We start from the raw sequence: 23,930 nt of genomic DNA on the forward strand, positions 1-23,930 counted from the left end.
GGTCAGAGCTCATAGTCGTCAGATGCACCAAATGGAAAGCCGCTATATGCGGCTTTCGTCTTTTTCAATTCCAAATCGGCTTGCAGCCCTTGCCTACTGGGCGCGGTAAGCTATCAAAAACAGAGCAGTCTTGATGCCGAGCACGGTCATGAGCAGGGAGCCCAGTACATGCAACGCGGCCGTGCCCAGCGCCAGGCCGTAGCGCTCTTCCAGCAGGAAGGTGACGACTTCGGCGGAAAAGGAGGAAAACGTGGTGAGCCCGCCCAGAAAGCCGGTCACCAGCATCAGGCGCCAGACCGGGTCGAGCTGCGGCAGGGACTGGAAAATGGCCAGGCAGATGCCGATCAGGTAGCCGCCAATCAGGTTGGCGGCCAGCGTGCCCCAGGGAATGAGGCCGCCGGGCGTGAGCCACAGCGCCAGGCCCCAGCGGGCCAGCGCGCCCACAGAGGCGCCGATGCAGATGGCAAAGACCGGGTAGAACATGGCCATGGGTTTCGTGGGTTTCGTGGGTTGAGCGGGGCAGGCGCTAGCGGCTCATCTGCTCCGGCAGCCAGGTGACGATGCCGGGAAACACATACACCAGCGCAACGGCGGCGCACATCAGGAAAAACATCGGCAGGGTGACCTTGGCGATCCAGGGCAGTTCGCGGCCGGTCATGCCCTGCAGCACAAACAGGTTGAAGCCGACCGGCGGCGTGATCTGCGCCATCTCGACCACCAGCACGATGAAGATGCCGAACCAGATCGGGTCGATGCCGGCTTTCTGGATGGTCGGCATCAGCACGCCCATGGTCAGCACGACCATGGAGATGCCGTCGAGAAAGCAGCCGAGCACGATGAAGAAGAAGGTCAGCGCCAGGATCAGCTGGCCCTGGCTCAGGCCCAGCGAGGCAATCCATTCGGCCAGGTGGCGCGGCAGGCCGATGTAGCCCATGGACAGCGTCAGAAAGGCCGCACCGGCGAGGATCAGCGCGATCATGCAGTACAGCCGCGTGGCGCCCATCAGGGCCTCGCGGAAGGTGGCCCAGCTCATGGATCCCTGCAGCGCGGAGATGACCAGGGCACCCACCACGCCGATGGCCGCCGCCTCGGTGGCCGTGGCAATGCCGGAGTAGATGGAGCCCAGCACGGCGGCAATCAGCAGTACCACGGGAATCAGTGCGCGTGAGGCCGAGAGTTTTTGCAGAAAAGTCGTTTTGGCGTCGGCCGGGGGGATCTGGCCGGGATTGCGCAGGGCCCAGACCACGATGTAGCCCGAAAACAGCAAGGCCAGCATGATGCCGGGAAGCACGCCCGCAATGAACAGCTTGGCGATCGACACCTCGGCCGAAACGCCATAAACAATCATGATGATGGATGGCGGGATCAGCAGGCCCAGGGTGCTGGCGCCGGCCAGCGTGCCGACAATCATGTGTTCGGGGTAACCGCGGCGCTTGAGTTCGGGCAAGGTCATCTTGCCGATGGTGGCGCAGGTCGCCGCGCTCGAGCCCGATACCGCCGCAAAAATCGTGCAGCCCACCACATTGGTGTGCAGCAGCCGGCCCGGCAGGGCCTGCATCCAGGGCGCCAGGCCCTTGAACATGTCCTGCGACAGCCGGGTGCGAAACAGGATTTCGCCCATCCAGATGAACAGGGGCAGGGCGGTCAGCGTCCAGCTCGACGCCGACCCCCAGATGGTGACCGCCATGGCGTCGCCGGCCACGCGCGAGGTGAACAGCTGCATGCCTATCCAGGCCACGCCCGACAGCGTCAGGCCAATCCAGACGCCGGTGCCCAGGATGAAAAAGAGGGAGAGCACCAGCAGGGCCATGATGGTCAGGTCGTTCATGGCGTCCTTATTCGTTGCGCAGCGCTTCGCTGCTGGTGAGGGTTATCCGGCGGCCCTGGATCTCGAGCACCAGCTCGTCCATGAAGGCCACCACCAGGATGACGGCACCAAAAGCCATGGCCAGTTGCGGAATCCACAGTGGCGTGGCGTCACTGCCGGTGGAGATGTCGTTGAACACGCGCGACTGCCAGGCCAGCTTGCAGCTGTAGGCGGCAAACAGCAGGGCCAGCAGCGTGGCCAGGCCCAGGGCCCAGAGTTCCAGCGCTTTTTTCCAGCGGCCGCTGAGGGCGTTGACCAGCAGGGTGACGCGGATGTGCTCGCCGCGTTTGAGGGTGTGCGCCAGTGCGAGGAAGCCGCTGGCGGCCATCAGGTAGCCCGCGTAGGCATCGGTGCCCGGTACGTGGAAATGCAGCTGCCGGCTGACGATGGACAGCAGCACCATGACCAGCAGGCCCACCATGAAAAGCGCCGCCAGGGCGGCGGCGCTGTCGTACATGCCGTCAAGCAGCTTGCGCATGTCGGCGGTTTACTTGCGGTAAGCGTCAACGATGGCCTGGCCTTCAGGTCCGGCCTTGTCCAGCCACTCCTTGAGCATCACGTCGCCGACTTTTTTCATGTCGGCCTTGAGTGCGGCGGACGGCGGCAGCACCTGCATGCCGTTGGTCTTGAGGGTTTCCAGCGTCTTGGTGTTGACGGCCTGGCTGGCTGCCCAGCCGCGCGTTTCGGCGTCTGCCGCTGCCTTGAGCACCGCCTGTTTGGTGGGGCCGTCGAGGGCGTCGAAAGCCGCCTTGTTGACGATCACCGCATTCTTGGGCAACCAGGCCTGGGTGTCGTAGTAATACTTGAGGTGTTCATACAGCTTGCTGTCCACGCCGGTGGCGCCGGAGGTCATGGTGGACTCGACCACGCCGGTCGCCAGCGCCTGGGAGAACTCGGCGGCCTGCACCGTCACCGGCTGGGCACCCACCAGTTCGGCGATACGTGCGGTGGCCGGGCTGTAGGCGCGCCACTTGATGCCCTTCAGGTCGGCTGCCGAGGCCAGCGGCTTTTTGGAGTAGATGCCCTGGGGTGGCCAGGCCACCGCATACAGCAACTGGATCCCCTGCTCGCCCAGCTTCTTTTGCAGCGCCGGCTTCTGGGCCTGGTAAAGCTTCATGGCGCTGGGGTAGCCTTCGGCCAGGAAGGGCAGGCCGTCCGTGCCGAAGATGGCCCACTCGTTCTGGAAGTTGGCCAGCAGGATTTCGCCCGCCTGGGCTTGCCCGCCTTGAACGGCGCGTTTGATCTCAGGCGCCTTGAAGAGGGATGCATTGGAGTGCACGGTAATTTTCAGCTTGCCGCCGCTGGCCTTGTCCACGTCGTTGGCGAACTGCACCAGGTTTTCACTGTGGAAGTTGGTCGCGGGGTAGCCCGCGGGCAGGTCCCACTTGGTCTGGGCAAACGAGATGCCGGTGGCAAGGGCCAGGCTGGTGGCAAGGGTCAAGAGGCGAAGCTTCATGGTGACTCCATTGGTTGTATTGATTGGACGGACTTTACGCGGCTAAAGAGGGAATGATTCTGGGTGTTTCCCCTAAGTGTCAACAATTCGTTGATAAATTGTCATTCATCTGCCTACAATCTGCTGCATGCAACATCAATGCCAACAGGAGTGGGGCCATGTCAAAAAAGCCGCTGGATAAGGCTGCGGGCCCGGAGCGCTCGCCCATCGTTTCTTCTGCGCACCTGGTGTCGCCACACAGCTCGGAGATGAGTGAGTTTGAATTCGGGTTGATTGTGGCCGGCAACGCCTTTCACCGGTGGATCGTGCACTGCATGAGTGCGGCCGGCCTCAAGGACCTGACGCCGCTCGATGTTTTGGTGCTCCACCACGTGACGCACCGTGCGCGAGACAAGCGGCTGGCCGACATCTGTTTCATCATGAACGTCGAAGACACGCACCTGATCAACTATTCGCTCAAGAAACTGCTCAACCTGGGGGTGGTGGAGTCCAGCAAAAACGGCAAGGAGGTCACCTATGCATCGACGGAAGCCGGCCGTGCCCATGTGCAGCGCTACCGTGAGATCCGTGAGTCCTGCCTGATTGATGCAATGAATGCAGATGACGGATTGAACCGCGATATTGGCGAGCTGGCGCGTCTGCTGCGCGTGCTCTCCGGCATGTATGACCAGGCTGCGCGGGCTGCAGCCTCCCTTTAAGAAACCATCAAGGCAACGAACATGGCAATGGCAATGGCAACCGCAATGGAAAAGAAGCGCTGGCAATTCTGGATAGACCGGGGCGGCACCTTCACCGACATCGTGGCCAAAAAGCCTGACGGCTTGCTGGTCACGCACAAGCTGCTGTCCGAGAACCCCGAGCAGTACCGGGATGCGGCGGTTGCCGGCATACGCCACCTGCTGGGGTTGAAGGCGGGTGAAGCCATTCGCGCCGATGTGGTGGACTGCGTGAAGATGGGTACCACGGTGGCCACCAACGCCTTGCTTGAACGCAAGGGTGAGCCAACCCTGCTGGTGACGACGCGGGGGTTTCGCGATGCGCTGCGCATTGCCTACCAGAACCGGCCCCGCCTGTTCGACCGCCACATCGTCTTGCCCGAACTACTGTACAGCGCCGTCGTGGAAGCGAACGAGCGTGTCGGGGCTCAGGGCGAAGTGCTCCAGGCGCTGGATGAAGTGCTATTAAAACAGGAGCTGTTGGCGCAATACCAGAAAGGGCTGCGCAGCGTTGCGATTGTATTCATGCACGGCTACCGCTACACCGATCACGAAAAAGCGGCCAGCCGCATTGCCCGCGAAGTCGGCTTCACGCAGGTCAGTACGTCGCATGAAACCAGCCCGATGATGAAGTTCGTCAGCCGCGGTGATACGACCGTGGTCGATGCCTACCTCTCGCCCATCCTGCGCCGCTATGTGGAGCAGGTCGCCGGCGAGATGCCGGGCGTCAAGCTGTTTTTCATGCAGTCCTCGGGCGGCCTGACCGACGCCCATGTGTTCCAGGGCAAGGACGCGATTTTGAGCGGGCCGGCCGGCGGCATCGTCGGCATGGCGCGCACCGCCGCGATTGCCGGCCACGCCAAGGTGATCGGTTTCGACATGGGCGGCACCTCCACCGACGTGTCGCATTACGCCGGCGAGTTCGAGCGCGAGTTTGAAACCCAGGTGGCCGGTGTGCGCATGCGTGCGCCCATGATGAGCATTCACACGGTGGCAGCCGGCGGCGGCTCCATCCTCAAGTTCGACGGCGAGCGTTTTCGCGTCGGGCCGCAAAGCGCCGGCGCCAACCCCGGCCCGGCCAGCTACCGCCGCGGCGGACCGCTGGCCGTGACCGATGCCAATGTGATGGTCGGCAAGGTGCAGCCGCGTTATTTTCCCAAGGTGTTCGGCCCGAATGCCGATGAGGCGCTCAGCTACGAGGCGGTGGAAACGCAGTTCAATGAACTGGCCGGCCAGACCGGGCGCAGCGCCGAGGTCGTGGCCGAGGGTTTCATCAACATCGCGGTGCAGCAGATGGCCAACGCCATCAAGAAAATCTCGGTGGCGCGCGGCTACGACGTGACGCGTTACACCCTGCAGTGTTTCGGCGGCGCGGGGGGGCAGCACGCCTGCCTGGTGGCCGATGCGCTGGGCATGACCCGGGTGTTTGTGCACCCGCTGGCCGGTGTGCTGAGCGCCTACGGCATGGGCCTGGCGGACCAGAACGTGATTCGCGAGCAGGCGGTGGAGCTCAAGCTGTCGCCGTCGGCCTTGCCGAACGTGGCCGACAAGCTCGACGCACTGGCCGCCACCGCGCAGGCCGAACTGCAGCGCCAGCAGGTCAGCACGGGCGCCATCACCATGCACCGCCGCGTGCATGTGCGTTACGAGGGCAGCGACTCGGCGCTGGTGGTTCCCTTCGGCACGCTGGACCAGATCGAGGCCAGTTTTGAAGCCGCCTATCGCCAGCGTTTTGCCTTCCTGATGCAGGGCAAGGGCCTGGTGGTGGAGGCCGTGTCGGTCGAGGCGGTGGTGGCCGGCGACGCGCCGGTCGAGCCGCGCCTGCCGACCCATGCGCCGCGCGACGTGCCGCGCCGCGAAACCGTGCGCATGTATTCGGGCGGCCAGTGGCACGATGCGGCGCTGGTGGTGCGGGAAGACCTGCAGCCCGGCGACATCATCAGCGGCCCGGCCATCATTGCCGAGAAAAATGCGACCACCGTGGTCGAGCCTGGCTGGGAGGCCGCGCTCACGGCGCTGGACCACCTGGTGCTGGACCGGCGGGCCGAGCGCGCCATCCAGTTTGCGGCGGGCACCACCGTGGATCCGGTGCTGCTGGAGGTGTTCAACAACCTGTTCATGAACATCGCCGAGCAGATGGGCCTGCAACTGCAGAACACCGCCTACTCGGTCAACATCAAGGAGCGGCTGGACTTCAGCTGTGCGCTGTTCGACACCGAAGGCAACCTGATTGCCAATGCACCCCACATGCCGGTGCACCTGGGCTCCATGGGCGAAAGCATCAAGACGGTGATCCGCGAGAACGCCGGAAAAATGCAGCCGGGTGATGTCTATGTGCTCAACGACCCCTACCATGGCGGCACGCACTTGCCCGACATCACGGTGATCACACCAGTGTATTTGTCCCCCTCCCCCTGGGGGGAGGGTCGGGGAGAGGGAGGGCACATAAGGGCAAAGGCCCCAGAACCCACGTTTTACGTGGGTTCTAGAGGCCACCATGCGGACATCGGCGGCACCACGCCGGGCTCCATGCCGCCGTTTTCGACGCGCATCGAGGAAGAGGGCGTGCAGATCAACAACGTCAAGCTGGTCGAGCGCGGCGTGCTGCGCGAAGCCGAGATGGTGGCGCTGCTGAAAAGCGGCGAATACCCGAGCCGCAACCCGCAGCAGAACATGGCCGACCTGAAGGCGCAGATTGCCGCCAATGAAAAAGGCGTGCAGGAGCTGCGCAAGATGGTGGACACCTTCAGCCTGAAGGTGGTGCTGGCCTACATGCGCCATGTGCAGGACAACGCCGAAGAGTCGGTGCGCCGCGTGATCACGCAGCTCAAGGACGGCGCCTTCATGCTACCGCTGGACAATGGCGCGCAGATCCAGGTGGCGATCCGGGTGGATACGAAAAACCGCAGCGCCGAGATTGACTTCACCGGCACCTCGCCCCAGCAGGGCAACAACTTCAATGCACCGACGGCGGTGTGCATGGCGGCGGTGCTGTATGTGTTCCGCACGCTGGTGGACGACGACATCCCGCTCAACGCGGGTTGCCTGAAGCCGCTGAAGGTCATCATTCCGGCCGGCTCCATGCTGAACCCGAACCCGCCGGCCTCGGTGGTCGCGGGCAACGTGGAGACCTCCACCTGCATCACCAATGCGCTGTACGGCGCGCTCGGTGTGATGGCGGCGAGCCAGTGCACCATGAACAACTTCACCTTCGGCAACGAACGACACCAGTATTACGAAACCATTTCGGGCGGCAGCGGTGCAGGCGAGGGCTTCGACGGCACCTCGGTCGTGCAGACCCACATGACCAACTCGCGCCTGACCGACCCCGAGGTGCTGGAGTTCCGCTTTCCGGTGCGGCTGGAGAGTTACGAGATCCGCCAGGGCTCGGGCGGCGCGGGGCGCTGGATTGGCGGCAACGGCGGCGTGCGGCGCGTGCGCTTCCTCGAAGCCATGACCGCGAGCATTTTGTCGAACGGCCGCAAACATGGCGCGTTTGGCATGGCCGGAGGCGAGCCGGGCCAGGTCGGCCGCAACGTGGTGGTGCGCGCCGGCGGACAGATCGAGGCGCTGGACCACATCGGCCAGGCCGAGATGTTGCCCGGTGACATCTTTGAGATCCACACGCCGGGCGGGGGTGGCTTCGGCAAGCCGTGAGGCTGCGCCCCATTCGCTGATGTGTGGTAAAAAATGCTTGCAGCCCTTATTGCACGGGCGCAAGCAGCTATCAATTCAGGAGTCATCGACATGGATGTGGCATTCCCGGACAACTACCGCTTTCTGGCCCGCTACAACCGCTGGATGAACCAGCGTCTTTATGACGCATGCGAGGCGCTCAGCGACGAGGAACGCAAGCGCCAGCGCGGCGCGTTTTTCGGCTCCATCCACCACACGCTGACACACCTGGTGCTGGCCGACAAGATGTGGCTGCACCGCTTTGCCTCGCAGGAAACCCGATTCGCCGCGCTGCCCACGGCCGCGCTGGCCCTGCCTGAAGGCTCGGACTACACCAGCGACCTGCACCCCGACTGGCAGGATCTGCGGCAAACCCGCGCTGCACTGGACGAGGTGATTGAGCGCTGGCTGGCGGAGATGACGCCGGACTTCCTGACCAGCACCATGTATTACGCCAACACCAAGGGCGTGCAGCGCGCCCATCCGGCCTGGCAGGCGATGACGCATTTTTTCAACCACCAGACGCACCACCGCGGGCAGGCGAGCACGCTGCTGATGCAGGCTGGGGTGGATGTGGGGGTGACGGACCTGATTGCGCTGGTATAAGCAGTGGCTCCTTCCACTCTTCTGGCGTCTGCCGTCGCTCCCTGTGCTTTCATGGCCCCCTGAAGTGGTGTTGTCCCGTTCGGGATTTCCTTCACTTCGTGGCAAGACCTCCTCAAATCGCCCGCGTCAAATACACCGCTTCGCGCCCGACAATCGGCTCCCGAGTTGGCATGAACACCGTGCAGCCGTCGCACGGTGAACGCACTTCTTCAGCGCTGCCGTCGGTGGCGATCAGCTCGCCCTTGTGGAAGGTTTCAAAACCGAGCAGGGGCTTGACGAAGCGGAACTCGCTCGTCAGCACCATGCGGGTTTGCAGCAGCTCAAAGCGGCGTTGCGCGGGCAACGCGGACGGCGCCGGGGTGTGTTCGATCAGGCCAAAGTGCGCCAGAAAATCCAGCGTCACCTGGGTCGCCACATCGGCCGAGCTTTGGGCGAAGTGCTGGCCGCATTCAACCACCAGCGCCGCGCCGGCGTTGCTGCCCTGTTGGCCATGGCGGCCGTGCTGGATCAGGGGTGTGCCTGAGCCCAAACCGTCCGGCATCACCAGGTGGACGGAAGGCCGGCCTATGGCTTGCGCGACGGCCGCGTTGCGCTCGAATGCGGGGTAGACCCAGAAGGGCTCAACGGCGTGAGAGGTCGAGTGGATGTCCAGGATGTGGTCGGCCGCTGCAATCACCGGGCGCAACTCGCGTGCGCGGCGCAGCTCGGGGCTGTCTTCGGGGCCGTCCAGCCACTCGTCCGACCAGACGCGGTTGAGGTTGTGAACGACCTGGCGGTTGTCGTAGGGCTGGTCGGGGTTGAAGGCGTTGTAGGCCTCGATATGTGCAAAGCTGACGGTGAGCGTGCCGATCAGCGGCTTGATGCCGGCATCCAGCAGGTGGGTGGCCGCGACCATGCCGCAGATCTCGTTGCCGTGGGTCAGCGCGTTGACCAGCAGGTGCGGGCCTGGCCGGCCCGAGGCGAAGCGGTGAACGTAGTCGACGCCGGTGTTGCCCGCCCGGTAGGCAGACAGGTCGCGCGGAAGCACTTCGAGGGGCAGTTCAGAGGTCAATTGAGTCCTTGGGGCGTGGAGGTTGGCGGCGCTTTGCGTCGATGGATGCTACATAAATAATAGCTGAATATCGCATATGGACTGGGGCGACGGGGCTGTTTTTCACCAAGATGGCATGTTGCGCAGGCCCAGCGCGGCCAGGCGCTGCAGCGTTTCGGCGGCGACCGCCGGGTGCTCCACGGCATGTGGGCAAACACCTCGGGGCAGGGCGACGGCGAGCAGCAGGTCGTCCCGTGGCTTGACGCAAATCAGCAACAGCCGGCCGGGCCGCAAATGCCGGCGCTGCTGCCCGGCGCGCCGTCAAACGGCAGGCTGGTGCCGCAGCCTTCAAAAATGCCGTAGTGCGTGTCGAAGTTGCCGATGAAGCTGAAATGCGGTGCCAGGCGCGTGCCCTGCAGCATGTGCCAGGTGTTGCCGCAGACCGGGAACACCTTGCCGGTCTGGATGTCATGGTGTTTGTCCAGCACAAAGCGGCCGGCCTGGCCGGGGATGCTGCCCTGGTAAATCACGGCCTGGCCGTAGTCCTCGCAGGCCGACTCCAGCGCGGCCAGCTTGAAGAGCCGCCAGGTGGCCGAATAAAAACGCAGGTTGCCGGTGCGCGCCGCGAGTTGCGGGTCGGTGATGTCCAGTGGCCTGTCTTCCATCAGGCGCGGGTCGGCAAAGCCGTGGCGTTGCGCCAGGCGTTCGAAGTCTTTCCAGTACAGCGCGCCGCCCAGGCATTCGCCATACAGCACCGGGTCGTTTTTCACCGCGGCTGGCACGCGGCGGTCCGCATACACGTCGGAAAAGTAGAACTCGCCACCGGGTTTGAGCAGGCGCTGCACGCCGGCGAGCACCGCGTCCTTGTCGGGCGAGAGGTTGACCACGCAGTTGGAGACAATCACGTCGAAGCTGCCGGGCGCCAGGCCCAGCTCGTCCAGCCGCTCGATGTAGCCGTGCAGAAACGCCACATTGCTGTAGCCGAACAGCGCCGCATGGTGGCCCTGGTGCGCGCGTGCCACGGCCAGCTGTTCATCGGTCATGTCCACGCCGACCACGGAGCCGGTGGGCCCGACCAGCTGCGCCAGCGCATACACATCGCGGCCCGAGCCGCAGCCGAGGTCCAGCACGCGGCAGCCTTCGAGCAGCGGCGGGCAGACCAGGCCGCAGCCGTAATAACGTGACAACACCTCGGGGTGGATGCGTGCCAGCAGCGGCTTGAGCCATTCGGGCATGCTGCTGACGTCGCAGCAGGCGCTGGTCCTGAGGTCTGCCGTGCCCTGCAGCTGCCTGCCGTAGTAGTCGGTGACGATATCGTAGGTGTCGTGGTCGTTGCTCATGGGGCGTTTTTCCGGAAGTGAATTTGCTATTGAATCAGGAGCTGCTGGCGCTTGTACCGATTGGGCTGGAGGCCGATTTTGCTTGATGTTTCGGGGCCGCGAAGCCGGCCGGCAGGTGGACCAGGTCCGCGACTTCGTCGATGTCGTGCAGCATCGGCCCCTGCCACACGCGCAGGCCCAGCGCGCTCAGGCGCTGCAGCGTTTCGGCGGCGACTGCCGGGGTGCTCCACGCCATGTGGGTGAACACCTCGGGGCAGGGGGCCTGCAGACCGATGAGTACGTAACCGCCGTCGGCCACGGGCAGCAGCACGGCGTCGTGTTGCGTCAGTTGCCGGGCCGCCTCGCGCAGGTACTCGCTGCCAAGCGCCGGGCAGTCGGTGCCGATCAGCAGCAGCGGGCCCGGGTGCAAGGCGAGGGCGCGCTGCATCGCGCGGTCCATGCGTTCACCGAGGTCGCCATCGCCCTGCGCCGTGCAGGCCACACCGGCAGGCAGCGCCACGCCGCGCCAGGCCGGGTCGCCGGGCGCCGGGCTCATGCACAGCTCCACCGCGTCCAGGCCGGCCGCGAGTGCCTGTTGCAGCGTGTGCGCCAGCATGGCGCGCGCCAGCGCCGCCGCGCCGTCCGCGCCCAGCGCGGGAATCAGCCGGGTCTTGACGGCGCCGGGCTGTGGCGCCTTGGCAAAAATCACCAGGCGGGTCATGGCGTATTCACCGGTACCACTCGGCCAGCCGCTCGGGCGCCGCGCCGCGCCAGTAGGCAAACCGCAGCCGCCACATCAGCAGCACGGTGCGCCAGACGCCGCGGCTTTCCCAGCGCCGGCCCGAGGTGTGCACCCTGGCCCTCAAGCAGGCCGGGCGCGACAGTTTTAGCAGCCGCCGGGACATCTCGATGTCCTCCATCAGCGGCTGGACCGGGAAACCGCCGACGGCCTCGAACGCCGCGCGTGTCATGAACATCGCCTGGTCGCCGGTGGCGATGCCGGTCCGGCGCGAGCGCAGGTTCATCAAGGCGGCGATGAGCTTGAGCATGGCGGGGCGGCCCGCGATGAGCACATCAAAACGGCCCCAGACCCGCGAACCGCCGGCCAGGGCTTCGCGGACCAGCTCGTCGGCGCTGGCGGGCAGCACGGTGTCGGCATGCAGGAACAGCAATACCTCACCGCGGGCCTGCGCTGCCCCTGCGTTCATCTGCAGCGCGCGGCCGCGCGGCGCGTTGACAACGTGCGTGCCGCCAGCCAGCGCCAGCGCGGCGCTGTGGTCACTGCTGCCGCCGTCGGCCACGATGAGCTCGGCGCCGCGTGCCAGCAGCGGTGCCAGCGCCTGCAGTGCCGCGCCCAGGCCCGCGGCTTCGTTGAGCACGGGCATGACGATGGAAAGTTGGTGTACCGCCATGGTCGGGCGCCTCAGGTGTGGGCTCAGTGCTCCAGCGCGCCGCCGCAGCTGCTGCCCTGGCCGGCGGTGCAGCCATAACAGTGGCCCGCCACGCGGATGGGCTGCTCATCGATCCCGCTGCTGAGCAGATCACGCAGATGGCGCTGCAGGCCCGTGGTGCCCAGCGGCAGGCCGAGCTGCTGGTTGAAGTCGCAATCCGACAGCCAGCCTTGCCAGTCCACGCTGACCGTGTTGCGACACATCACGCCGGCCAGGTTCTGTTCCTGGAAGCTGCTCTTGAGCAAGTCCATGTAGCCGTCAAACGTGCCTTTGGACACCAGGGTCGAGCCAAAACGCTGGATGGGCATGTTGGTCAGCGCGTACAGCTCGTTGAAGACGATGCCGAAATGCGCCAGCAGCTCGCGCTTGTAGTCGGCCTGCAGCGCCTGCTGCCCGGGCGGCAGCGACGGGCCCTGCGGGTTGTAGACCAGGTTCAGTAACAAGCCGGAGCCGGCCTGGCCGTAACCGAGCTGGTTGAGTTTTTGCAGCGCGGCAATACTCAGGTCGAACACGCCTTCGCCGCGCTGCTTGTCCACATTGGCGGCCGAGTAGCAGGGCATGGAGGCCACGATGTCCACGCCTTGCGCCGCCAGAAATTCGGCCAGCCCCTCCTGCCCGGGCTCGAACAGGATGGTGAGGTTGCAGCGGTCGATCACACGTACACCCTGCGCCCGCGCGCTGCGCACCAGGTCACGAAAGCCCTCATGCAGTTCGGGGGCGCCGCCGGTCAGGTCCAGCGTGCCCAGGCCGCGCGCGGCCAGCACCTGCGGGATCAGCGCCATCGTGTCGGCATCCATCATTTCGGTGCGGTTCGGCCCGGCGTTGACATGGCAGTGCAGGCAGCTCTGGTTGCACTTGTAGCCGAGGTTGACCTGCAGGGTGTCGAGCTGCGCGCGGCGCAGGGCCGGGAAGGGCGTTTTTTTCAGCAGGGGAAGGGTGTCATGCATAAATGGGGGTCCGTTGAGGTTCAGGGCAGGAGCGCGGCCAGGCGTGCGCGCACCTCGGGGGCCATGGCGTCGGGCTGGGTGACCAGCGCGTTGTGCAAGGCGGTGTGGGCCTCGCTGGCCGGTTGTTCGGCGCCCAGCAGGCGTATCGCCTCGGCCACCACCTGCTGGGCGCGGCCCGCGTTTTTGAGCAGGTTGGCCAGCGCCATGTTGGCGTTGACCTGGGCCTCGCGCGGGTGCCAGCAATCGAAATCGGTCACCATGGCCAGCGTGGTGTAGGCGATCTGTGCCTCGCGGGCGAGTTTGGCCTCGGGCATGTTGGTCATGCCGATCACGCCCGCGCCCATGCTTCGGTACCAATGGGATTCGGCCAGACTGGAAAACTGCGGGCCCTCGATGCACACATAGGTGCCGCCTTCGTGCAGGCTGACGCCGTGGCCGGAGGCATCGGCGGCCAGCACGCCGCGCACCGCACGCGCCAGTATGCCGGCGGCGGCGGGGCAGACCGGCTGGGCCATGGAGACATGCGCGACCGCACCGTCGCCGAAAAAAGTGCTGTCGCGACGTTTGGTCAGGTCGATGAACTGGTCGGGCAGCACCATGTCCAGCGGCTTGAAGTCCTCGCGCAGCGAACCCACGGCCGACACCGAGACCAGGTAACGCACGCCGAGCTGCTTCATCGCGTGGATGTTCGCGCGGTAGGGCACTTCGAAGGGCAGCAACCGGTGGCCACGCGCATGACGGGCCAGAAACACGGCGGGAACGCCGTGGACGCTGCCGGTGACCAGCACGTCGGAGGGAGTGCCGAACGGCGTGTCCATCACATGTTCCTGCGCGTTGTCGAGCGCATCCATCTGGTAGAGGCCGCTGCCTCCGATGATGCCTACCAGTGCCTGGGTCATGCTTGCGGGTTCCTTGTTGATTTAGACTGCTTGCGGGCGCCGGCCCAAGACCATTCGCCCCATCTTTCGATTTTGAGCGAGTTTTGCAGCCAGCGGTGTTAGCCCGGCGTTAAGACCTTCTGCCAGATTGGTCGCTGCCGCGCGGGATTTCTTACACCGCCCACGCCTGTTTTGGTAAGAATCGGCGTTGTCGTCCGACTGAATCCACAGAACAACCTAGAGGACGGCCTTGAATTCACGCAAACTTTTCATCGCCGCGCTGTTGCTGGCGGGCATAGGCGCCTTTTTTGCGCTGGATCTGGGCCGTTATTTGAGCCTGGCTTTCCTCAAGGACAGCCAGGCGTCTTTCCAGGCGGTGTTTGAGCAGAAGCCGGTGTGGGTGACGCTGGTGTTTTTTGCCGTTTACGTTGCCGTCACCGGCTTGTCGCTGCCCGGCGCCGTCATCATGACGCTGGCGGCCGGCGCCGGCTTTGGCCTGGTGCTCGGGACCATCGTGGTGTCTTTCGCCTCGACGCTGGGGGCGACGCTGGCCATGCTGGCGGCGCGTTACCTGCTGCGGGACAGCATCCAGGCCCGTTTTGGCAAACGACTGGACGAGATCAACAAGGGCATTGAGAAAGAGGGCGCGTTTTACCTGTTCTCGCTGCGGCTGATCCCGGCCGTGCCGTTTTTTGCCCTCAACCTGCTCATGGGCCTGACCCGCATCAGGACCTGGACCTACTTCTGGGTCAGCCAGCTCGGCATGCTGGCCGGCACCGTGGTGTATGTGAATGCCGGCACGCAGATCGCGAAGATCGATTCGCTGCAGTCGATTGCCTCGCCGGCGCTGATCGGCTCCTTTGTGCTGCTCGGCGTGTTGCCGCTGGCGGTCAACAAGGTGCTGCAGTTTCTCAAGCGCCGCAAGGTCTACGCGCGCTGGGCCAAGGTGCGCCCCGCGCGTTTTGACCGCAACCTCATCGTGATCGGCGCCGGCGCCGGTGGCTTGGTCTCGGCCTACATCGCCGCGGTGGTCAAGGCCAGGGTGACGCTGGTGGAAGCCCACAAGATGGGCGGCGACTGCCTGAACTACGGCTGCGTGCCGTCCAAGGCGCTGATCCGCAGCGCCAAACTCGTGCACCAGATGAGCCATGGCGCCAGTTATGGCCTGAGCGACAGCACGCCGGTGTTCAGTTTCAAGGCGGTGATGCAGAGGATTCAGGCGGTCATCCGCGCCATTGAACCGCATGACAGCGTCGCGCGTTACACCGGCCTGGGAGTGGAGGTGTTGCAAGGCCATGCACGCATCGTCAACCCCTGGACGGTGGAGATCACGCTCAACGAAGGCGGCACCCAGACCCTGACGACACGCAGCATCGTGATCGCGGCGGGCGCGCGGCCCTTTGTGCCGCCCCTGCCGGGGCTGGACGACACCGGCTACCTCACCAGCGACACCCTGTGGGACGCCTTCGGGCAACTCGACGAGGTGCCGCGGCGCCTGGTGATCCTGGGCGGCGGGCCGATCGGCTGTGAACTGGCGCAGGCCTTCGCCCGGCTCGGCGCGCAGGTCACGCAGGTCGAGATGGTGCCGCGCCTGATGTTGCGTGAAGATGTGGAGGTGTCGGAACTGGCCCGCCAGGCGCTGGCCGCCGATGGCGTGCGGGTGCTGACCGGCCACAAGGCGTTGCGCTGCGAAACATCCGGTGGTGTGAAAACGCTGGTCGTCGAACACGGCGGCAGTGAACAGCGCCTTGAGTTTGACCAGCTGATCTGCGCCGTCGGGCGGGTCGCACGTCTGGAGGGCTACGGACTGGAGGAACTCGGCATCCCGGTGCAACGCACGGTGGACACCAACGAGTACCTGCAGACGATCTACCCCAACATCTATGCGGCGGGCGACGTGGCCGGCCCCTACCAGCTCACCCATGTGGCGGCGCACCAGGCCTGGTACGCCGCGGTCAACGCGCTGTTTGGCGAGTTCAGGCTGTTCAAGGCCGACTATTCGGTCATTCCGTGGACCACCTTCATCGACCCTGAAGTTGCCCGCGTGGGCCTGAACGAGCAGGAGGCCAGGGAACAAGGCGTGGCCTTCGAAGTCACGCGTTATGGCATGGCCGACCTGGACCGCGCCATTGCCGATGGCGAGGCGCGCGGTTTCGTCAAGGTGCTGACGGTGCCGGGCAAGGACACGATTCTGGGCGTGACCCTTGTCGGCACGCATGCGGGGGACCTGCTGGCCGAGTATGTGCTGGCCATGCGGCACGGCCTGGGGCTGAACAAGATCCTCTCCACCATCCATACCTACCCCACATTGGCCGAGGCCAACAAATACGCGGCCGGCGAATGGAAACGCGCGCACCAGCCCCAACGCCTGCTCGAATGGGTGCGCCGCTACCACGACTGGAAGCGGGGCTGACATGCAGCTTGTGAGGTTCATGACCCGACGGCTGGGGGCGGGGCTGGCCGTTCTGTTGTGCACGGGGGCTCCCGCCACGCAGGTGCATGCACAGGCCCTTGCGTTAGCGGCGTTTTCATTGGCCACCGGAGAGCAGCCGCCGGCGCCCTGGCGCGTGGTGGGCGTGCCGGGTGGCAAGATCCCGCTGACCAGCTATGCCCTGGTCGAGCTGGACGGGCGCAAGGTGCTGCGGGTCGAAGCGTCAAAGTCGTATGGCAACCTGGTGCATGACCTGCCTGCGCTGGCGCCCGAAGCCGGGCTGCGGCTGCGCTGGCGCTGGCGGCTGGACGAAGCGCTGCGCGGCGCCGACCTGCGCCGCCGCGAGGGCGACGACAGCCCGCTCAAGGTGTGCGCGCTGTTTGACATGCCGCTGGCCAGGCTCGGCCTGATCGAGCGCAACCTGCTGCGCCTGGCGCGTGCGGCCAGCGGCGAGAAGCTGCCGTCGGCCACCCTGTGTTACGTCTGGGACGGTGTGCTGGCGCCGGGGACCCTGCTGCCCAATGCCTACAGCGCGCGCGTGCGCTTCATCGTGCTGGACAGCGGCGAGCAGCGCCTGGGCCAATGGGTCGCCCATTCGCGCGACCTGGGCGCTGATTTTCGCCGCGCCTTTGGCGAGGAAAGTGATACGGTGCCGCCGCTGCAGGCCGTGCTGGTGGGCGCCGATGCCGACAACACCGGTGGCCGCAGTCTGGGCCATGTCGGGGATGTCACACTGTCCCCATGACTTCCACTTCGAATGCACGCCCGGGCCTGAAACACCTGGTGCTGCTGGGCGCGGGCCATGCCCATGTGCATGTGCTGCACAGCCTGGCGAAAAACCGGCCAGCGGACCTGAACATCACCGTGATTGCCCCGTATCCGCGCCAGCTGTATTCCGGCATGGTGCCGGGTTTTGTTGCCGGGCATTACAGCCTGGACCAATGTGTCATTCCGCTGGCGGGCCTGCTGGCGGGCTGCGGTGCACGTTACATCGAAGGCAGCGGCGTGGCCCTCGATGCCGGGGCAAAGACCGTGACGCTGGCCGGTGGTGAGACCGTGGCCTGGGACTGGCTGAGCCTGAACACCGGCCCGGTGATGGACCGCGAAAGCATCGAGGCGCAAATGCCCGGCGCGCGCGAACACGCCCTGTTTGTGCGGCCCATCGAAGCCTTCGGCCAGTTGTGGCCGCAGGTGGCAGCCCTGGGCCGCAGCCGGCCGATTCACCTGGCGGTGGTGGGGGCGGGCGCAGCGGGGCTGGAACTGGCCATGGCCGCAGCCCACGCGCTTCAAGGCGCCGGCTACCCGCCGGGCGGCCGCGTGAGCCTGGTGACCGGCGGCCCGCCGCCGGCCCAGAACTACCCGGCCGGTGTGCAGCGCCGGGTGGTGCAGGCCCTGCGGCGCCTGCAGATCACGGTGCTGCCCGATGCCTGCGTGGGCATGTCGGCCGGGGAAATCCAGCTGGCCGGCGGCGCGCGCCTGGCCTGCGATGCCCCCTTGCTGGCCATCGGCGCCCAGGCGCCGGGCTGGCTGGCCGGCAGCGGGCTGGCACTGGACGAAGCCGGGTTTGTGGCCGTCAACCGATTTCAGCAAAGCACCAGCCACGCCCATGTGTTTGCCGCCGGCGATGTGGCGAGCCGCATCGATGCGCCGCATCCGCGCAGCGGTGTGTATGCGGTGCGTGGCGGGCCGCCGCTGCTGTCCAACCTGCGTGCTGCATGGCAGGGCCAGCCGCTGCGGCCTTACATACCACCTGGGCGCACGCTGAACCTGATTTCCTGTGGCGGACGTTACGCGATTGCCGCCTGGGGCGGTCTGCACGTGGAAGGGCGCTGGGTGTGGCACCTGAAAGACCGCATCGACCGCGGCTTTGTGGCCCGGTACGCCGCGCCATCATGAACTGGAGCCTCCCTGAGTTGCTATGTTTTCGATAGCTTCTGGCGATTTACCTATAAGGGCTGAAGGCCGAAAAGGCATGAAAAAACCCGCGCAAGGCGGGTTGATGTGCAAGCGCAAGGCGCTTACTTTTTGGCAGGCTCGGTCTTGGCGCCGGCCTTCACCTCGGCCTTGACTTCGGCTTTGGTCTCTGCCTTGGGGGTCACGGCGGCCTTGACGTCCTTGGCGGTCTCCTTGGCTGCGTCCTTGGTGGCGATGGCCGCGCCCTTGACGGCGTCTTTGGTGGCGACCGCGGCATCCTTGGCTTTTTCGGTGACCGGCTTGTCGGCTTTCTTGTCGGCCTTGGCATCGGCCTTGACCTCGGCTTTGGCGCCGGCCTTGTAGCTGGTGCCGTTGACGGTCAGGCCATCGGCGGAAAACTTGGCGGCGCTGTCGGTGCCCACGCCCTTGACGCGGGTCACGAAGTCATTCCAGTCCTTGAACGGCGCTTTCTTGCGCTCGGAGATGATCAGCGCCGACTTCACCGGGCCGATGCCCTTGATGGCGTCGAGTTCGGCCGGGGTGGCGGTGTTGACGTCAACGGCGGCAAAGGCCACGGCAACATACATGGCGGCCACGAAGGCCAGCAGTTTCTTGAACATCAGGAAGCTCCTCAAAATGGATGGTTGAAGCAGGTGATCCCTCCCGTGAACCAGGATGTCCCGCATTTAACGGCTGTTGCAGCCGCCAGGTTGACCAGCCCGGGTACTTGCGCTGGATCAACGATGCAGGCGCCGGGACAGGCATAAGCTGCAGTATCGCCACAAAGAAGCCTCCAGGCCGCCAAAAGGAGCTGAAAATGTCCACTCGTTTGAAAGACTTTGCAACCGCCGTGGTGGCGGTGGTTGAACCCGAGACCTCGGCCTTTGTGGCCGCCCAGCTGATGCGCAAGCACCATGTCGGCGCGCTCGTCGTCGTCGATGCCGCGGAAAAGAGCCGCCCGGTCGGCATCCTGACCGACAGGGACCTGGTGCTGGCCCTGATGGCCGAAGGGCTGGACCCCGAGGTGTTTACCGCCGGAGACATCATGTCCGTCGAGCTTGTCCAGGCGAACCCCGAGATGGATGCGATGGACGCGGTGGCACTGATGCGCAGGCACCGTTTGCGCCGGCTGGTCATCGTCGATGAGGCGGACCGGCTGGCGGGTGTCGTCACGATGGAGGACATCCTGGAGTTGTTGACGCGGGAACTGGCCGATCTGGCCGCCGGGGTGATCGGTGCCAGGGACAGGGAGTTCGAGCAGCGCGCTTGAGGAGAGCCTCATGATGATTGAAAAGGGGCTTGTCGCTCTTGGGATTGTTCTTTGGGGCCTGGCCGGGCCTGCGGTTGCCCGGACCAGGACCGATGCCCTGCGCGGGGAACTGCTGTATTCGACCCATTGCATCGGTTGTCATAGCACCCAGCTGCACTGGCGCGACAGGAAGGCGGCCAGAAACTGGGCCAGCCTCAAGGCCGAAGTCGAGCGCTGGCAGAAAACCTCGGGGCTGGGCTGGCGGGAGGAGGACGTGAGCGACGTGGCGCGTTATCTCAATGCCGTGTATTACCGTTTTCCCGAGCCCGAGCCGGACGGCGCGTCGACCGCAGAAGCCGCCGCACCGGCGCTTCCCCGCTGACCGGCGCCGTCGCGGGGCCGGTCAGGCTTTTGCGGCTTCGCCCTGGGTCAAGGCGCACATGTAGGCCGCCACACCGGTCTGCACATCGGCGAAGACATGCTGGCAGCCGGCCGCGCGCAAGGCCGTCAGGTCCGCCTGGGTGTAGCTCTGGTACTTGCCGACCAGCGCGGGCGGAATGTCGATGTAGTCGATCAGGCTGCCGTGCGCGGCTTCTTCCAGAGTCAGCGGCGCATCGCCTTGCTGCTGGCGCAGGGTGTTGACGACGGCCAGCGCCACATCGTTGAAGGGCTGGGCGCGGCCTGTGCCGAGGTTGAAGATGCCGGACTTTCCGGGGTTGTCAAAAAACCAGAGGTTGACGGCCACGACATCATCAATGAAGACGAAGTCGCGCATCTGCCCGCCCCGGCCATAACCGCCGTACTCGCCGAACAGCTTGACCTTGCCTTCGGCACGGAACTGGTTGAACTGGTGAAAGGCGACACTGGCCATGCGCCCCTTGTGCTGCTCGCGCGGGCCGTACACATTGAAGTAGCGAAAGCCGGCGACCTGAGTGGCGGTGCCGGAAAAGTCGGCCCCCAGTTCGCGCCGCAGCCGCTGGTCGAACAGCAGTTTGGAATAGCCGTAGACATTGAGCGGCTTCTCGAACTCGGGCGACTCGCGAAAGGTGTCCGATCCGCCGTAGGTCGCGGCCGAGGAAGCGTAAAGCAACCGCGTGCGTTGCTCCTGGCAGGCCGCAAACAAGTCGCAGGACAGCGCGTAGTTGTTGTCCATCATGTACTTGCCGTCGCTCTCCATGGTGTCGCTGCAGGCACCCTCGTGGAAAACCGCCTCGACATTGCCAAAGGCGGAGTCGGCAAACAGTTCGTAGAAATCGTCGGCGTCGATGTAGTCAGCGATCTGCAGGTCGGCCAGGTTGCGGAATTTGTCGCCGTCGGTCAGGTCATCGACGGCAATGATGTTGTCGATGCCGCGGGCGTTCAGCCCCTTGATGATGTTGGAGCCGATAAAACCAGCGGCGCCGGTAACCACGATTTTCATGAGAGATCCTTGCGTTTCATGGCGAGGCGAAGAGCTCGCCGTAGCTGACCGTGGCCGTGCCGAACTTGCCGACCACGATGCCGCCGGCACGGTTGGCCACCGGCACGGCGTCGCGCAGGCTCAGGCCGGCGGCAGCCATCGCGGCCAGGGTGCCGATCACGGTGTCGCCGGCCCCGGTCACGTCGAAAACTTCGCGCGCCAGTGCCGGCACATGCAGCTGGCCCTGGGCGTCAAACAGCGTCATGCCTTCTTCACTGCGTGTCAGCAGCAGGGCCTGCAGCTTGAGTGCCTCGCGCAGGTTCTGCGCCTTGCGCTGCAGGTCGGCTTCATCATGCCAGGGACCGATGACCTGCTCAAGTTCGGCGCGGTTCGGGGTGATGGCTGTGGCGTTCTGGTAGCGCGAATAGTCCGAGCCCTTGGGGTCGACCAGCACCACCTTGCCGGCGGCGCGGGCCTGTGCAATCATCAGGCCGATGTGCGCCAGCCCGCCCTTGCCGTAGTCGGAAAACAGCACCGTGTCATGTGCCGGCAGCAGTTTTTCGAACTCGGCCGACTGCGAGGCCAGCACCTCGTTTTTGGGCGTGTTTTCAAAATCCAGGCGCAACAGCTGCTGCTGGCGGCCGATCACGCGCAGCTTGACCGTGGTCTTGAGCTGCGGGTCGCGGCCGAAGCAGGGCGTGATGCCGGAGGCGGCCACCAGGGCTTCGAGCTGGTGGCTGGCTTCGTCGTCGCCGACCACGCTGAGCAGCGAGGCGCGCGCGCCCACGGTCACGATGTTGTAGGCCACATTGGCCGCGCCGCCCATGCGTTCTTCCTGGCGCGTGACGCGCACCACCGGCACCGGCGCCTCCGGCGAGATGCGGTCTACCGCACCGTACCAGTAACGGTCCAGCATGGCATCGCCGACCACCAGCACGCGGGCCTTGGCAAGCTGTTCGCGGGACAGAGTTGTATGGGTTGTCATGTGTATGGATTCTTACACCAGCGGGCACCGCGGAACCGGCTTTGCCGGGCCGCTGGTGTCGCCCCCTGCAAGGGGGAGGGCGCAGCGAAGCGAAGCCACGGGGGTGTGCTTAGACATCGGCTTTGCCAGGCCGCAGGTGTCCGCCCCCTGCAAGGGGGGGAAGGTGCTACACGAAGTGAGCATCCGACGGGGGTGTTCATAACTCTTCGATCCGGCGCGCCGGGTAGCTGTCCCAGGCCTGGCAGCCGGGGCAGTGCCAGAAGTGCTGCGTCGCTTCGAAGCCGCAGGCGGCGCAGCGGTAACGCATCAGGGGCTTGGTGGCCTGGTCGAGTGCGCGCTGCACCATGCTGTGTTCGTGCGCGCTGCCCAGCTTTTCGCCGGCAAGCCATTTGGCCGCTGCCACCAGCGAGGCTTCGCGCTCCAGGTGCTGGCCGTACCACTGGCGCGGGTCGGCGGAGGCCGTATCGAGTTTGACGATGGCCTCGACCACGTCAATCGACGGCAGCTGGGCGTAGTTGGCCTTCAGCAGGTCCAGCGCGGCCGCTTGCTGGCCGCTTTGCTGCGCAATGTTGACGAGCAGGCCGGCGGCCAGCGGCAAGGCCTGCGGGGCGGTCTGCTCCAGCCTGCGCAGGGTTGCAAAGGCGTCCGCATGTTGACCCAGCTGGGTCTGGAGCTTGGCCAGGTCGATCAGCGGGCGCGGCGAGGCCGGCGCCATGGCGGCCGCCTGTTGCAGGCTGTCGAGCGCCTGGCTGGTATCGCCGGAGGCCGCGGCCGACACCGCCTGTTCGCACAGGTAGTGGGCCTGCCGGGTGCTGAAGCTGCCGTGGCTGGCGCTGTCGAGCTTGGCGGCGATGTCGGTGGCATGCGCCCAGTCGCGCGAGCGTTCGTAGATCGACAGCAGGGCCAGCCTGGCTTCCTCTTCGTAGCCCGTGCCTTCAAGTTTTCGCAACGCTGTTTCTGCCCGGTCCAGCAGGCCGGCCTTGAGAAAATCGAGGGCCAGCGCATGCTGCGCACGGTCACGCTCGGTCTGCGTCAGGTCGCCGCGCGACATCAGGTGCTCGTGCACACGCACGGCCCGTTCGTACTCGCCCCGGCGGCGGAACAGGTTGCCCAGCGCGAAGTGCAGCTCGGAGGTGTCGGGGTCGTTCTGGACAGCCTCGATGAAGGCGTCGATCGCCTGGTCCTGCTGCTCGTTGAGCAGGAAATTGAGGCCGCGGAAGTAGGCCTTGGGCGCCTGCCGGTTTTCGATCCGGAGCTGCCTCAGGTCCAGCCGTGACGCCAGCCAGCCCAGCGTGAAGGCAATCGGAAACCCGAGCAGAACCCAGGTGAAATCAAAGTCCATGGTGCATGGTGGAGGGGTTCTCGCTGAGCTGGCTCTGCTGGCTGGCGCGCACGTTTTTGCGTTTTTTCCACCAGCGCGGCATCATCATCAGGATGCCTGTGGCCAGCCCGCAGGCAAAGGTGACCAGCACGACCAACACCAGGGGCGCCTGCCACAGCGTGCCGAAAAAGAAATACACGGAAACGGCTTGCTGGTTGTTCAGCGCGAACGCAAAAAGCGTAAAAAAAATGGCTGCCTTGAGCAGCCACATGAGGTATTTCACTACAGGTCCCCTTGTGGTCCGGCAATTGTAGCCAGCACCAGGCGGGACGCCGCTATTTGACCGGAGGAGCCAGCATTTCTTCGGTCCGGGTATCCACCGCTTCGCGCAGGGCCTTGCCCGGCTTGAAATGGGGAACGCGTTTTTCCGGAATGGCAACGCTTTCGCCAGAGCGCGGGTTGCGGCCCATGCGCGGCGGACGCCGGTTGATCGAAAAACTGCCAAAACCACGAATCTCTATGCGGTGCCCACGCACCAGCGCGTCGCTCATGGCGTCAAGAATCGTCTTGACGGCATATTCGGCATCGCGGTGGGTCAGCTGGCTGAAACGTGCAGCCAGTTCCTCGACAAGATCGCTTCGGGTCATAAAAAGGAGGGGACAGAGAAATGGCGTGCCGTTCCGGGG

24 protein-coding genes are annotated in these 23,930 nt (G+C 65.3%); 8 read left to right on the forward strand and 16 right to left on the reverse strand.

Annotation, left to right across the window (positions count from 1 at the left end; translation table 11 throughout):
• Window positions 1–93: 93 nt before the first annotated feature.
• Genes crcB through B7G52_RS09665 form a run of 4 tightly spaced genes read right to left on the reverse strand, consistent with a single transcriptional unit; the run spans window position 94 to window position 3,323 of the window.
• On the reverse strand, window positions 94–483 hold the full coding sequence (crcB, locus tag B7G52_RS09650) for a fluoride efflux transporter CrcB (RefSeq protein WP_096697458.1): 390 nt from the start codon (window positions 481–483) through the stop codon (window positions 94–96).
• Between the two features lie 43 nt (window positions 484–526).
• Entirely contained in the window at window positions 527–1,828 is a 1,302-nt protein-coding gene (locus tag B7G52_RS09655) for a TRAP transporter large permease (protein ID WP_096697402.1), read from the reverse strand.
• A 7-nt stretch (window positions 1,829–1,835) separates the two neighbouring features.
• Window positions 1,836–2,345 carry a TRAP transporter small permease gene (locus B7G52_RS09660; RefSeq protein ID WP_096697403.1) on the reverse strand — a complete coding sequence of 170 codons (510 nt, stop codon included), beginning with the start codon at window positions 2,343–2,345 and terminating at the stop codon, window positions 1,836–1,838.
• A gap of 9 nt (window positions 2,346–2,354) precedes the next feature.
• The gene (locus B7G52_RS09665; RefSeq protein ID WP_096697404.1) at window positions 2,355–3,323 is read right to left on the reverse strand and encodes a TRAP transporter substrate-binding protein; all 969 of its coding nucleotides are present in this window, start codon (window positions 3,321–3,323) and stop codon (window positions 2,355–2,357) included.
• A gap of 158 nt (window positions 3,324–3,481) precedes the next feature.
• On the opposite strand from B7G52_RS09665, the gene B7G52_RS09670 reads away from it, so the two are divergent.
• The 3 genes from B7G52_RS09670 to B7G52_RS09680 all read left to right on the forward strand — a co-directional run bounded on the left by B7G52_RS09670 (window position 3,482) and on the right by B7G52_RS09680 (window position 8,320).
• A complete protein-coding gene (locus tag B7G52_RS09670; RefSeq protein WP_096665649.1) occupies window positions 3,482–4,021 on the forward strand; it encodes a winged helix DNA-binding protein in 540 nt (179 codons plus the stop codon).
• Window positions 4,022–4,054: 33 nt separating this feature from the next.
• Complete coding sequence (locus B7G52_RS09675) at window positions 4,055–7,696, forward strand: hydantoinase B/oxoprolinase family protein (RefSeq protein WP_240523382.1); 3,642 nt, start codon at window positions 4,055–4,057, stop codon at window positions 7,694–7,696.
• A 90-nt stretch (window positions 7,697–7,786) separates the two neighbouring features.
• On the forward strand, window positions 7,787–8,320 hold the full coding sequence (locus B7G52_RS09680; RefSeq protein ID WP_096697406.1) for a DinB family protein: 534 nt from the start codon (window positions 7,787–7,789) through the stop codon (window positions 8,318–8,320).
• Window positions 8,321–8,432: 112 nt separating this feature from the next.
• Here the strand turns inward: B7G52_RS09680 and B7G52_RS09685 are convergent, their stop codons facing one another.
• The 6 genes from B7G52_RS09685 to mtnP form a co-directional block, all read right to left on the reverse strand.
• Complete coding sequence (locus tag B7G52_RS09685; RefSeq protein WP_096697407.1) at window positions 8,433–9,371, reverse strand: succinylglutamate desuccinylase/aspartoacylase family protein; 939 nt, start codon at window positions 9,369–9,371, stop codon at window positions 8,433–8,435.
• Between the two features lie 248 nt (window positions 9,372–9,619).
• The gene (locus B7G52_RS09690; protein ID WP_096697408.1) at window positions 9,620–10,690 is read right to left on the reverse strand and encodes a methyltransferase domain-containing protein; all 1,071 of its coding nucleotides are present in this window, start codon (window positions 10,688–10,690) and stop codon (window positions 9,620–9,622) included.
• 34 nt (window positions 10,691–10,724) lie between these two features.
• A complete protein-coding gene (locus B7G52_RS09695; RefSeq protein ID WP_096697409.1) occupies window positions 10,725–11,390 on the reverse strand; it encodes a TIGR04282 family arsenosugar biosynthesis glycosyltransferase in 666 nt (221 codons plus the stop codon).
• A gap of 7 nt (window positions 11,391–11,397) precedes the next feature.
• Window positions 11,398–12,081, reverse strand: a complete 684-nt coding sequence (locus tag B7G52_RS09700) for a TIGR04283 family arsenosugar biosynthesis glycosyltransferase (RefSeq protein ID WP_096697410.1) — start codon at window positions 12,079–12,081, stop codon at window positions 11,398–11,400.
• Between the two features lie 23 nt (window positions 12,082–12,104).
• Entirely contained in the window at window positions 12,105–13,067 is a 963-nt protein-coding gene (arsS, locus tag B7G52_RS09705) for an arsenosugar biosynthesis radical SAM (seleno)protein ArsS (protein ID WP_096697411.1), read from the reverse strand.
• Window positions 13,068–13,087: 20 nt separating this feature from the next.
• Window positions 13,088–13,966 (reverse strand): S-methyl-5'-thioadenosine phosphorylase, encoded by an 879-nt coding sequence (gene mtnP / locus B7G52_RS09710; protein WP_096697412.1) that lies wholly within the window; start codon window positions 13,964–13,966, stop codon window positions 13,088–13,090.
• A 229-nt stretch (window positions 13,967–14,195) separates the two neighbouring features.
• Between mtnP and B7G52_RS09715 the strand changes: the two genes are divergently transcribed.
• Genes B7G52_RS09715 through B7G52_RS09725 form a run of 3 tightly spaced genes read left to right on the forward strand, consistent with a single transcriptional unit; the run spans window position 14,196 to window position 18,272 of the window.
• Window positions 14,196–16,358: an FAD-dependent oxidoreductase gene (locus B7G52_RS09715; protein ID WP_096697413.1), complete on the forward strand. Its 2,163-nt coding sequence runs from the start codon at window positions 14,196–14,198 to the stop codon at window positions 16,356–16,358.
• 19 nt (window positions 16,359–16,377) lie between these two features.
• On the forward strand, window positions 16,378–17,121 hold the full coding sequence (locus B7G52_RS09720) for a DUF3047 domain-containing protein (protein ID WP_170954730.1): 744 nt from the start codon (window positions 16,378–16,380) through the stop codon (window positions 17,119–17,121).
• Window positions 17,118–18,272: an FAD-dependent oxidoreductase gene (locus B7G52_RS09725; RefSeq protein WP_096697415.1), complete on the forward strand. Its 1,155-nt coding sequence runs from the start codon at window positions 17,118–17,120 to the stop codon at window positions 18,270–18,272. The genes B7G52_RS09720 and B7G52_RS09725 overlap by 4 nt, the downstream gene beginning before the upstream one ends.
• A gap of 122 nt (window positions 18,273–18,394) precedes the next feature.
• Here B7G52_RS09725 and B7G52_RS09730 read toward each other — a convergent pair whose 3' ends face one another.
• Entirely contained in the window at window positions 18,395–18,910 is a 516-nt protein-coding gene (locus B7G52_RS09730) for a helix-hairpin-helix domain-containing protein (protein WP_096697416.1), read from the reverse strand.
• A 197-nt stretch (window positions 18,911–19,107) separates the two neighbouring features.
• Here B7G52_RS09730 and B7G52_RS09735 point away from each other — a divergent pair, with 197 nt between their 5' ends.
• Both B7G52_RS09735 and B7G52_RS09740 read left to right on the forward strand, forming a co-directional pair.
• Complete coding sequence (locus B7G52_RS09735) at window positions 19,108–19,560, forward strand: CBS domain-containing protein (protein ID WP_096697417.1); 453 nt, start codon at window positions 19,108–19,110, stop codon at window positions 19,558–19,560.
• Between the two features lie 10 nt (window positions 19,561–19,570).
• Window positions 19,571–19,921 carry a hypothetical protein gene (locus B7G52_RS09740; protein ID WP_096697418.1) on the forward strand — a complete coding sequence of 117 codons (351 nt, stop codon included), beginning with the start codon at window positions 19,571–19,573 and terminating at the stop codon, window positions 19,919–19,921.
• A gap of 21 nt (window positions 19,922–19,942) precedes the next feature.
• On the opposite strand, the gene rfaD is transcribed toward B7G52_RS09740, so the two are convergent.
• The 5 genes from rfaD to B7G52_RS09765 all read right to left on the reverse strand — a co-directional run bounded on the left by rfaD (window position 19,943) and on the right by B7G52_RS09765 (window position 23,891).
• A complete protein-coding gene (rfaD, locus tag B7G52_RS09745; RefSeq protein WP_096697419.1) occupies window positions 19,943–20,959 on the reverse strand; it encodes an ADP-glyceromanno-heptose 6-epimerase in 1,017 nt (338 codons plus the stop codon).
• A gap of 16 nt (window positions 20,960–20,975) precedes the next feature.
• A complete protein-coding gene (rfaE1, locus tag B7G52_RS09750; RefSeq protein WP_096697420.1) occupies window positions 20,976–21,923 on the reverse strand; it encodes a D-glycero-beta-D-manno-heptose-7-phosphate kinase in 948 nt (315 codons plus the stop codon).
• Window positions 21,924–22,119: 196 nt separating this feature from the next.
• The gene (lapB, locus tag B7G52_RS09755; RefSeq protein WP_096697421.1) at window positions 22,120–23,265 is read right to left on the reverse strand and encodes a lipopolysaccharide assembly protein LapB; all 1,146 of its coding nucleotides are present in this window, start codon (window positions 23,263–23,265) and stop codon (window positions 22,120–22,122) included.
• On the reverse strand, window positions 23,255–23,527 hold the full coding sequence (locus tag B7G52_RS09760) for a lipopolysaccharide assembly LapA domain-containing protein (RefSeq protein WP_096664683.1): 273 nt from the start codon (window positions 23,525–23,527) through the stop codon (window positions 23,255–23,257). Before B7G52_RS09760 ends, lapB begins: the two co-directional genes overlap by 11 nt.
• A gap of 52 nt (window positions 23,528–23,579) precedes the next feature.
• Entirely contained in the window at window positions 23,580–23,891 is a 312-nt protein-coding gene (locus tag B7G52_RS09765) for an integration host factor subunit beta (RefSeq protein ID WP_096664686.1), read from the reverse strand.
• Window positions 23,892–23,930: the final 39 nt, after the last annotated feature.

The organism is Polaromonas sp. AER18D-145, assembly GCF_002379095.1.
Classification (GTDB): domain Bacteria; phylum Pseudomonadota; class Gammaproteobacteria; order Burkholderiales; family Burkholderiaceae_C; genus Polaromonas.

Bases quoted from the DNA above. Each gene is read 5' to 3' on its own strand.
- crcB (WP_096697458.1), bottom strand. From the start codon at position 483: ATGTTCTACCCGGTCTTTGCCATCTGCATCGGCGCCTCTGTGGGCGCG.
- B7G52_RS09655 (WP_096697402.1), bottom strand. From the start codon at position 1,828: ATGAACGACCTGACCATCATGGCCCTGCTGGTGCTCTCCCTCTTTTTC.
- B7G52_RS09660 (WP_096697403.1), bottom strand. From the start codon at position 2,345: ATGCGCAAGCTGCTTGACGGCATGTACGACAGCGCCGCCGCCCTGGCG.
- B7G52_RS09665 (WP_096697404.1), bottom strand. From the start codon at position 3,323: ATGAAGCTTCGCCTCTTGACCCTTGCCACCAGCCTGGCCCTTGCCACC.
- B7G52_RS09670 (WP_096665649.1), top strand. From the start codon at position 3,482: ATGTCAAAAAAGCCGCTGGATAAGGCTGCGGGCCCGGAGCGCTCGCCC.
- B7G52_RS09675 (WP_240523382.1), top strand. From the start codon at position 4,055: ATGGCAACCGCAATGGAAAAGAAGCGCTGGCAATTCTGGATAGACCGG.
- B7G52_RS09680 (WP_096697406.1), top strand. From the start codon at position 7,787: ATGGATGTGGCATTCCCGGACAACTACCGCTTTCTGGCCCGCTACAAC.
- B7G52_RS09690 (WP_096697408.1), bottom strand. From the start codon at position 10,690: ATGAGCAACGACCACGACACCTACGATATCGTCACCGACTACTACGGC.
- B7G52_RS09695 (WP_096697409.1), bottom strand. From the start codon at position 11,390: ATGACCCGCCTGGTGATTTTTGCCAAGGCGCCACAGCCCGGCGCCGTC.
- B7G52_RS09700 (WP_096697410.1), bottom strand. From the start codon at position 12,081: ATGGCGGTACACCAACTTTCCATCGTCATGCCCGTGCTCAACGAAGCC.
- arsS (WP_096697411.1), bottom strand. From the start codon at position 13,067: ATGCATGACACCCTTCCCCTGCTGAAAAAAACGCCCTTCCCGGCCCTG.
- mtnP (WP_096697412.1), bottom strand. From the start codon at position 13,966: ATGACCCAGGCACTGGTAGGCATCATCGGAGGCAGCGGCCTCTACCAG.
- B7G52_RS09720 (WP_170954730.1), top strand. From the start codon at position 16,378: ATGACCCGACGGCTGGGGGCGGGGCTGGCCGTTCTGTTGTGCACGGGG.
- B7G52_RS09725 (WP_096697415.1), top strand. From the start codon at position 17,118: ATGACTTCCACTTCGAATGCACGCCCGGGCCTGAAACACCTGGTGCTG.
- B7G52_RS09730 (WP_096697416.1), bottom strand. From the start codon at position 18,910: ATGTTCAAGAAACTGCTGGCCTTCGTGGCCGCCATGTATGTTGCCGTG.
- B7G52_RS09735 (WP_096697417.1), top strand. From the start codon at position 19,108: ATGTCCACTCGTTTGAAAGACTTTGCAACCGCCGTGGTGGCGGTGGTT.
- B7G52_RS09740 (WP_096697418.1), top strand. From the start codon at position 19,571: ATGATGATTGAAAAGGGGCTTGTCGCTCTTGGGATTGTTCTTTGGGGC.
- rfaD (WP_096697419.1), bottom strand. From the start codon at position 20,959: ATGAAAATCGTGGTTACCGGCGCCGCTGGTTTTATCGGCTCCAACATC.
- rfaE1 (WP_096697420.1), bottom strand. From the start codon at position 21,923: ATGACAACCCATACAACTCTGTCCCGCGAACAGCTTGCCAAGGCCCGC.
- lapB (WP_096697421.1), bottom strand. From the start codon at position 23,265: ATGGACTTTGATTTCACCTGGGTTCTGCTCGGGTTTCCGATTGCCTTC.
- B7G52_RS09765 (WP_096664686.1), bottom strand. From the start codon at position 23,891: ATGACCCGAAGCGATCTTGTCGAGGAACTGGCTGCACGTTTCAGCCAG.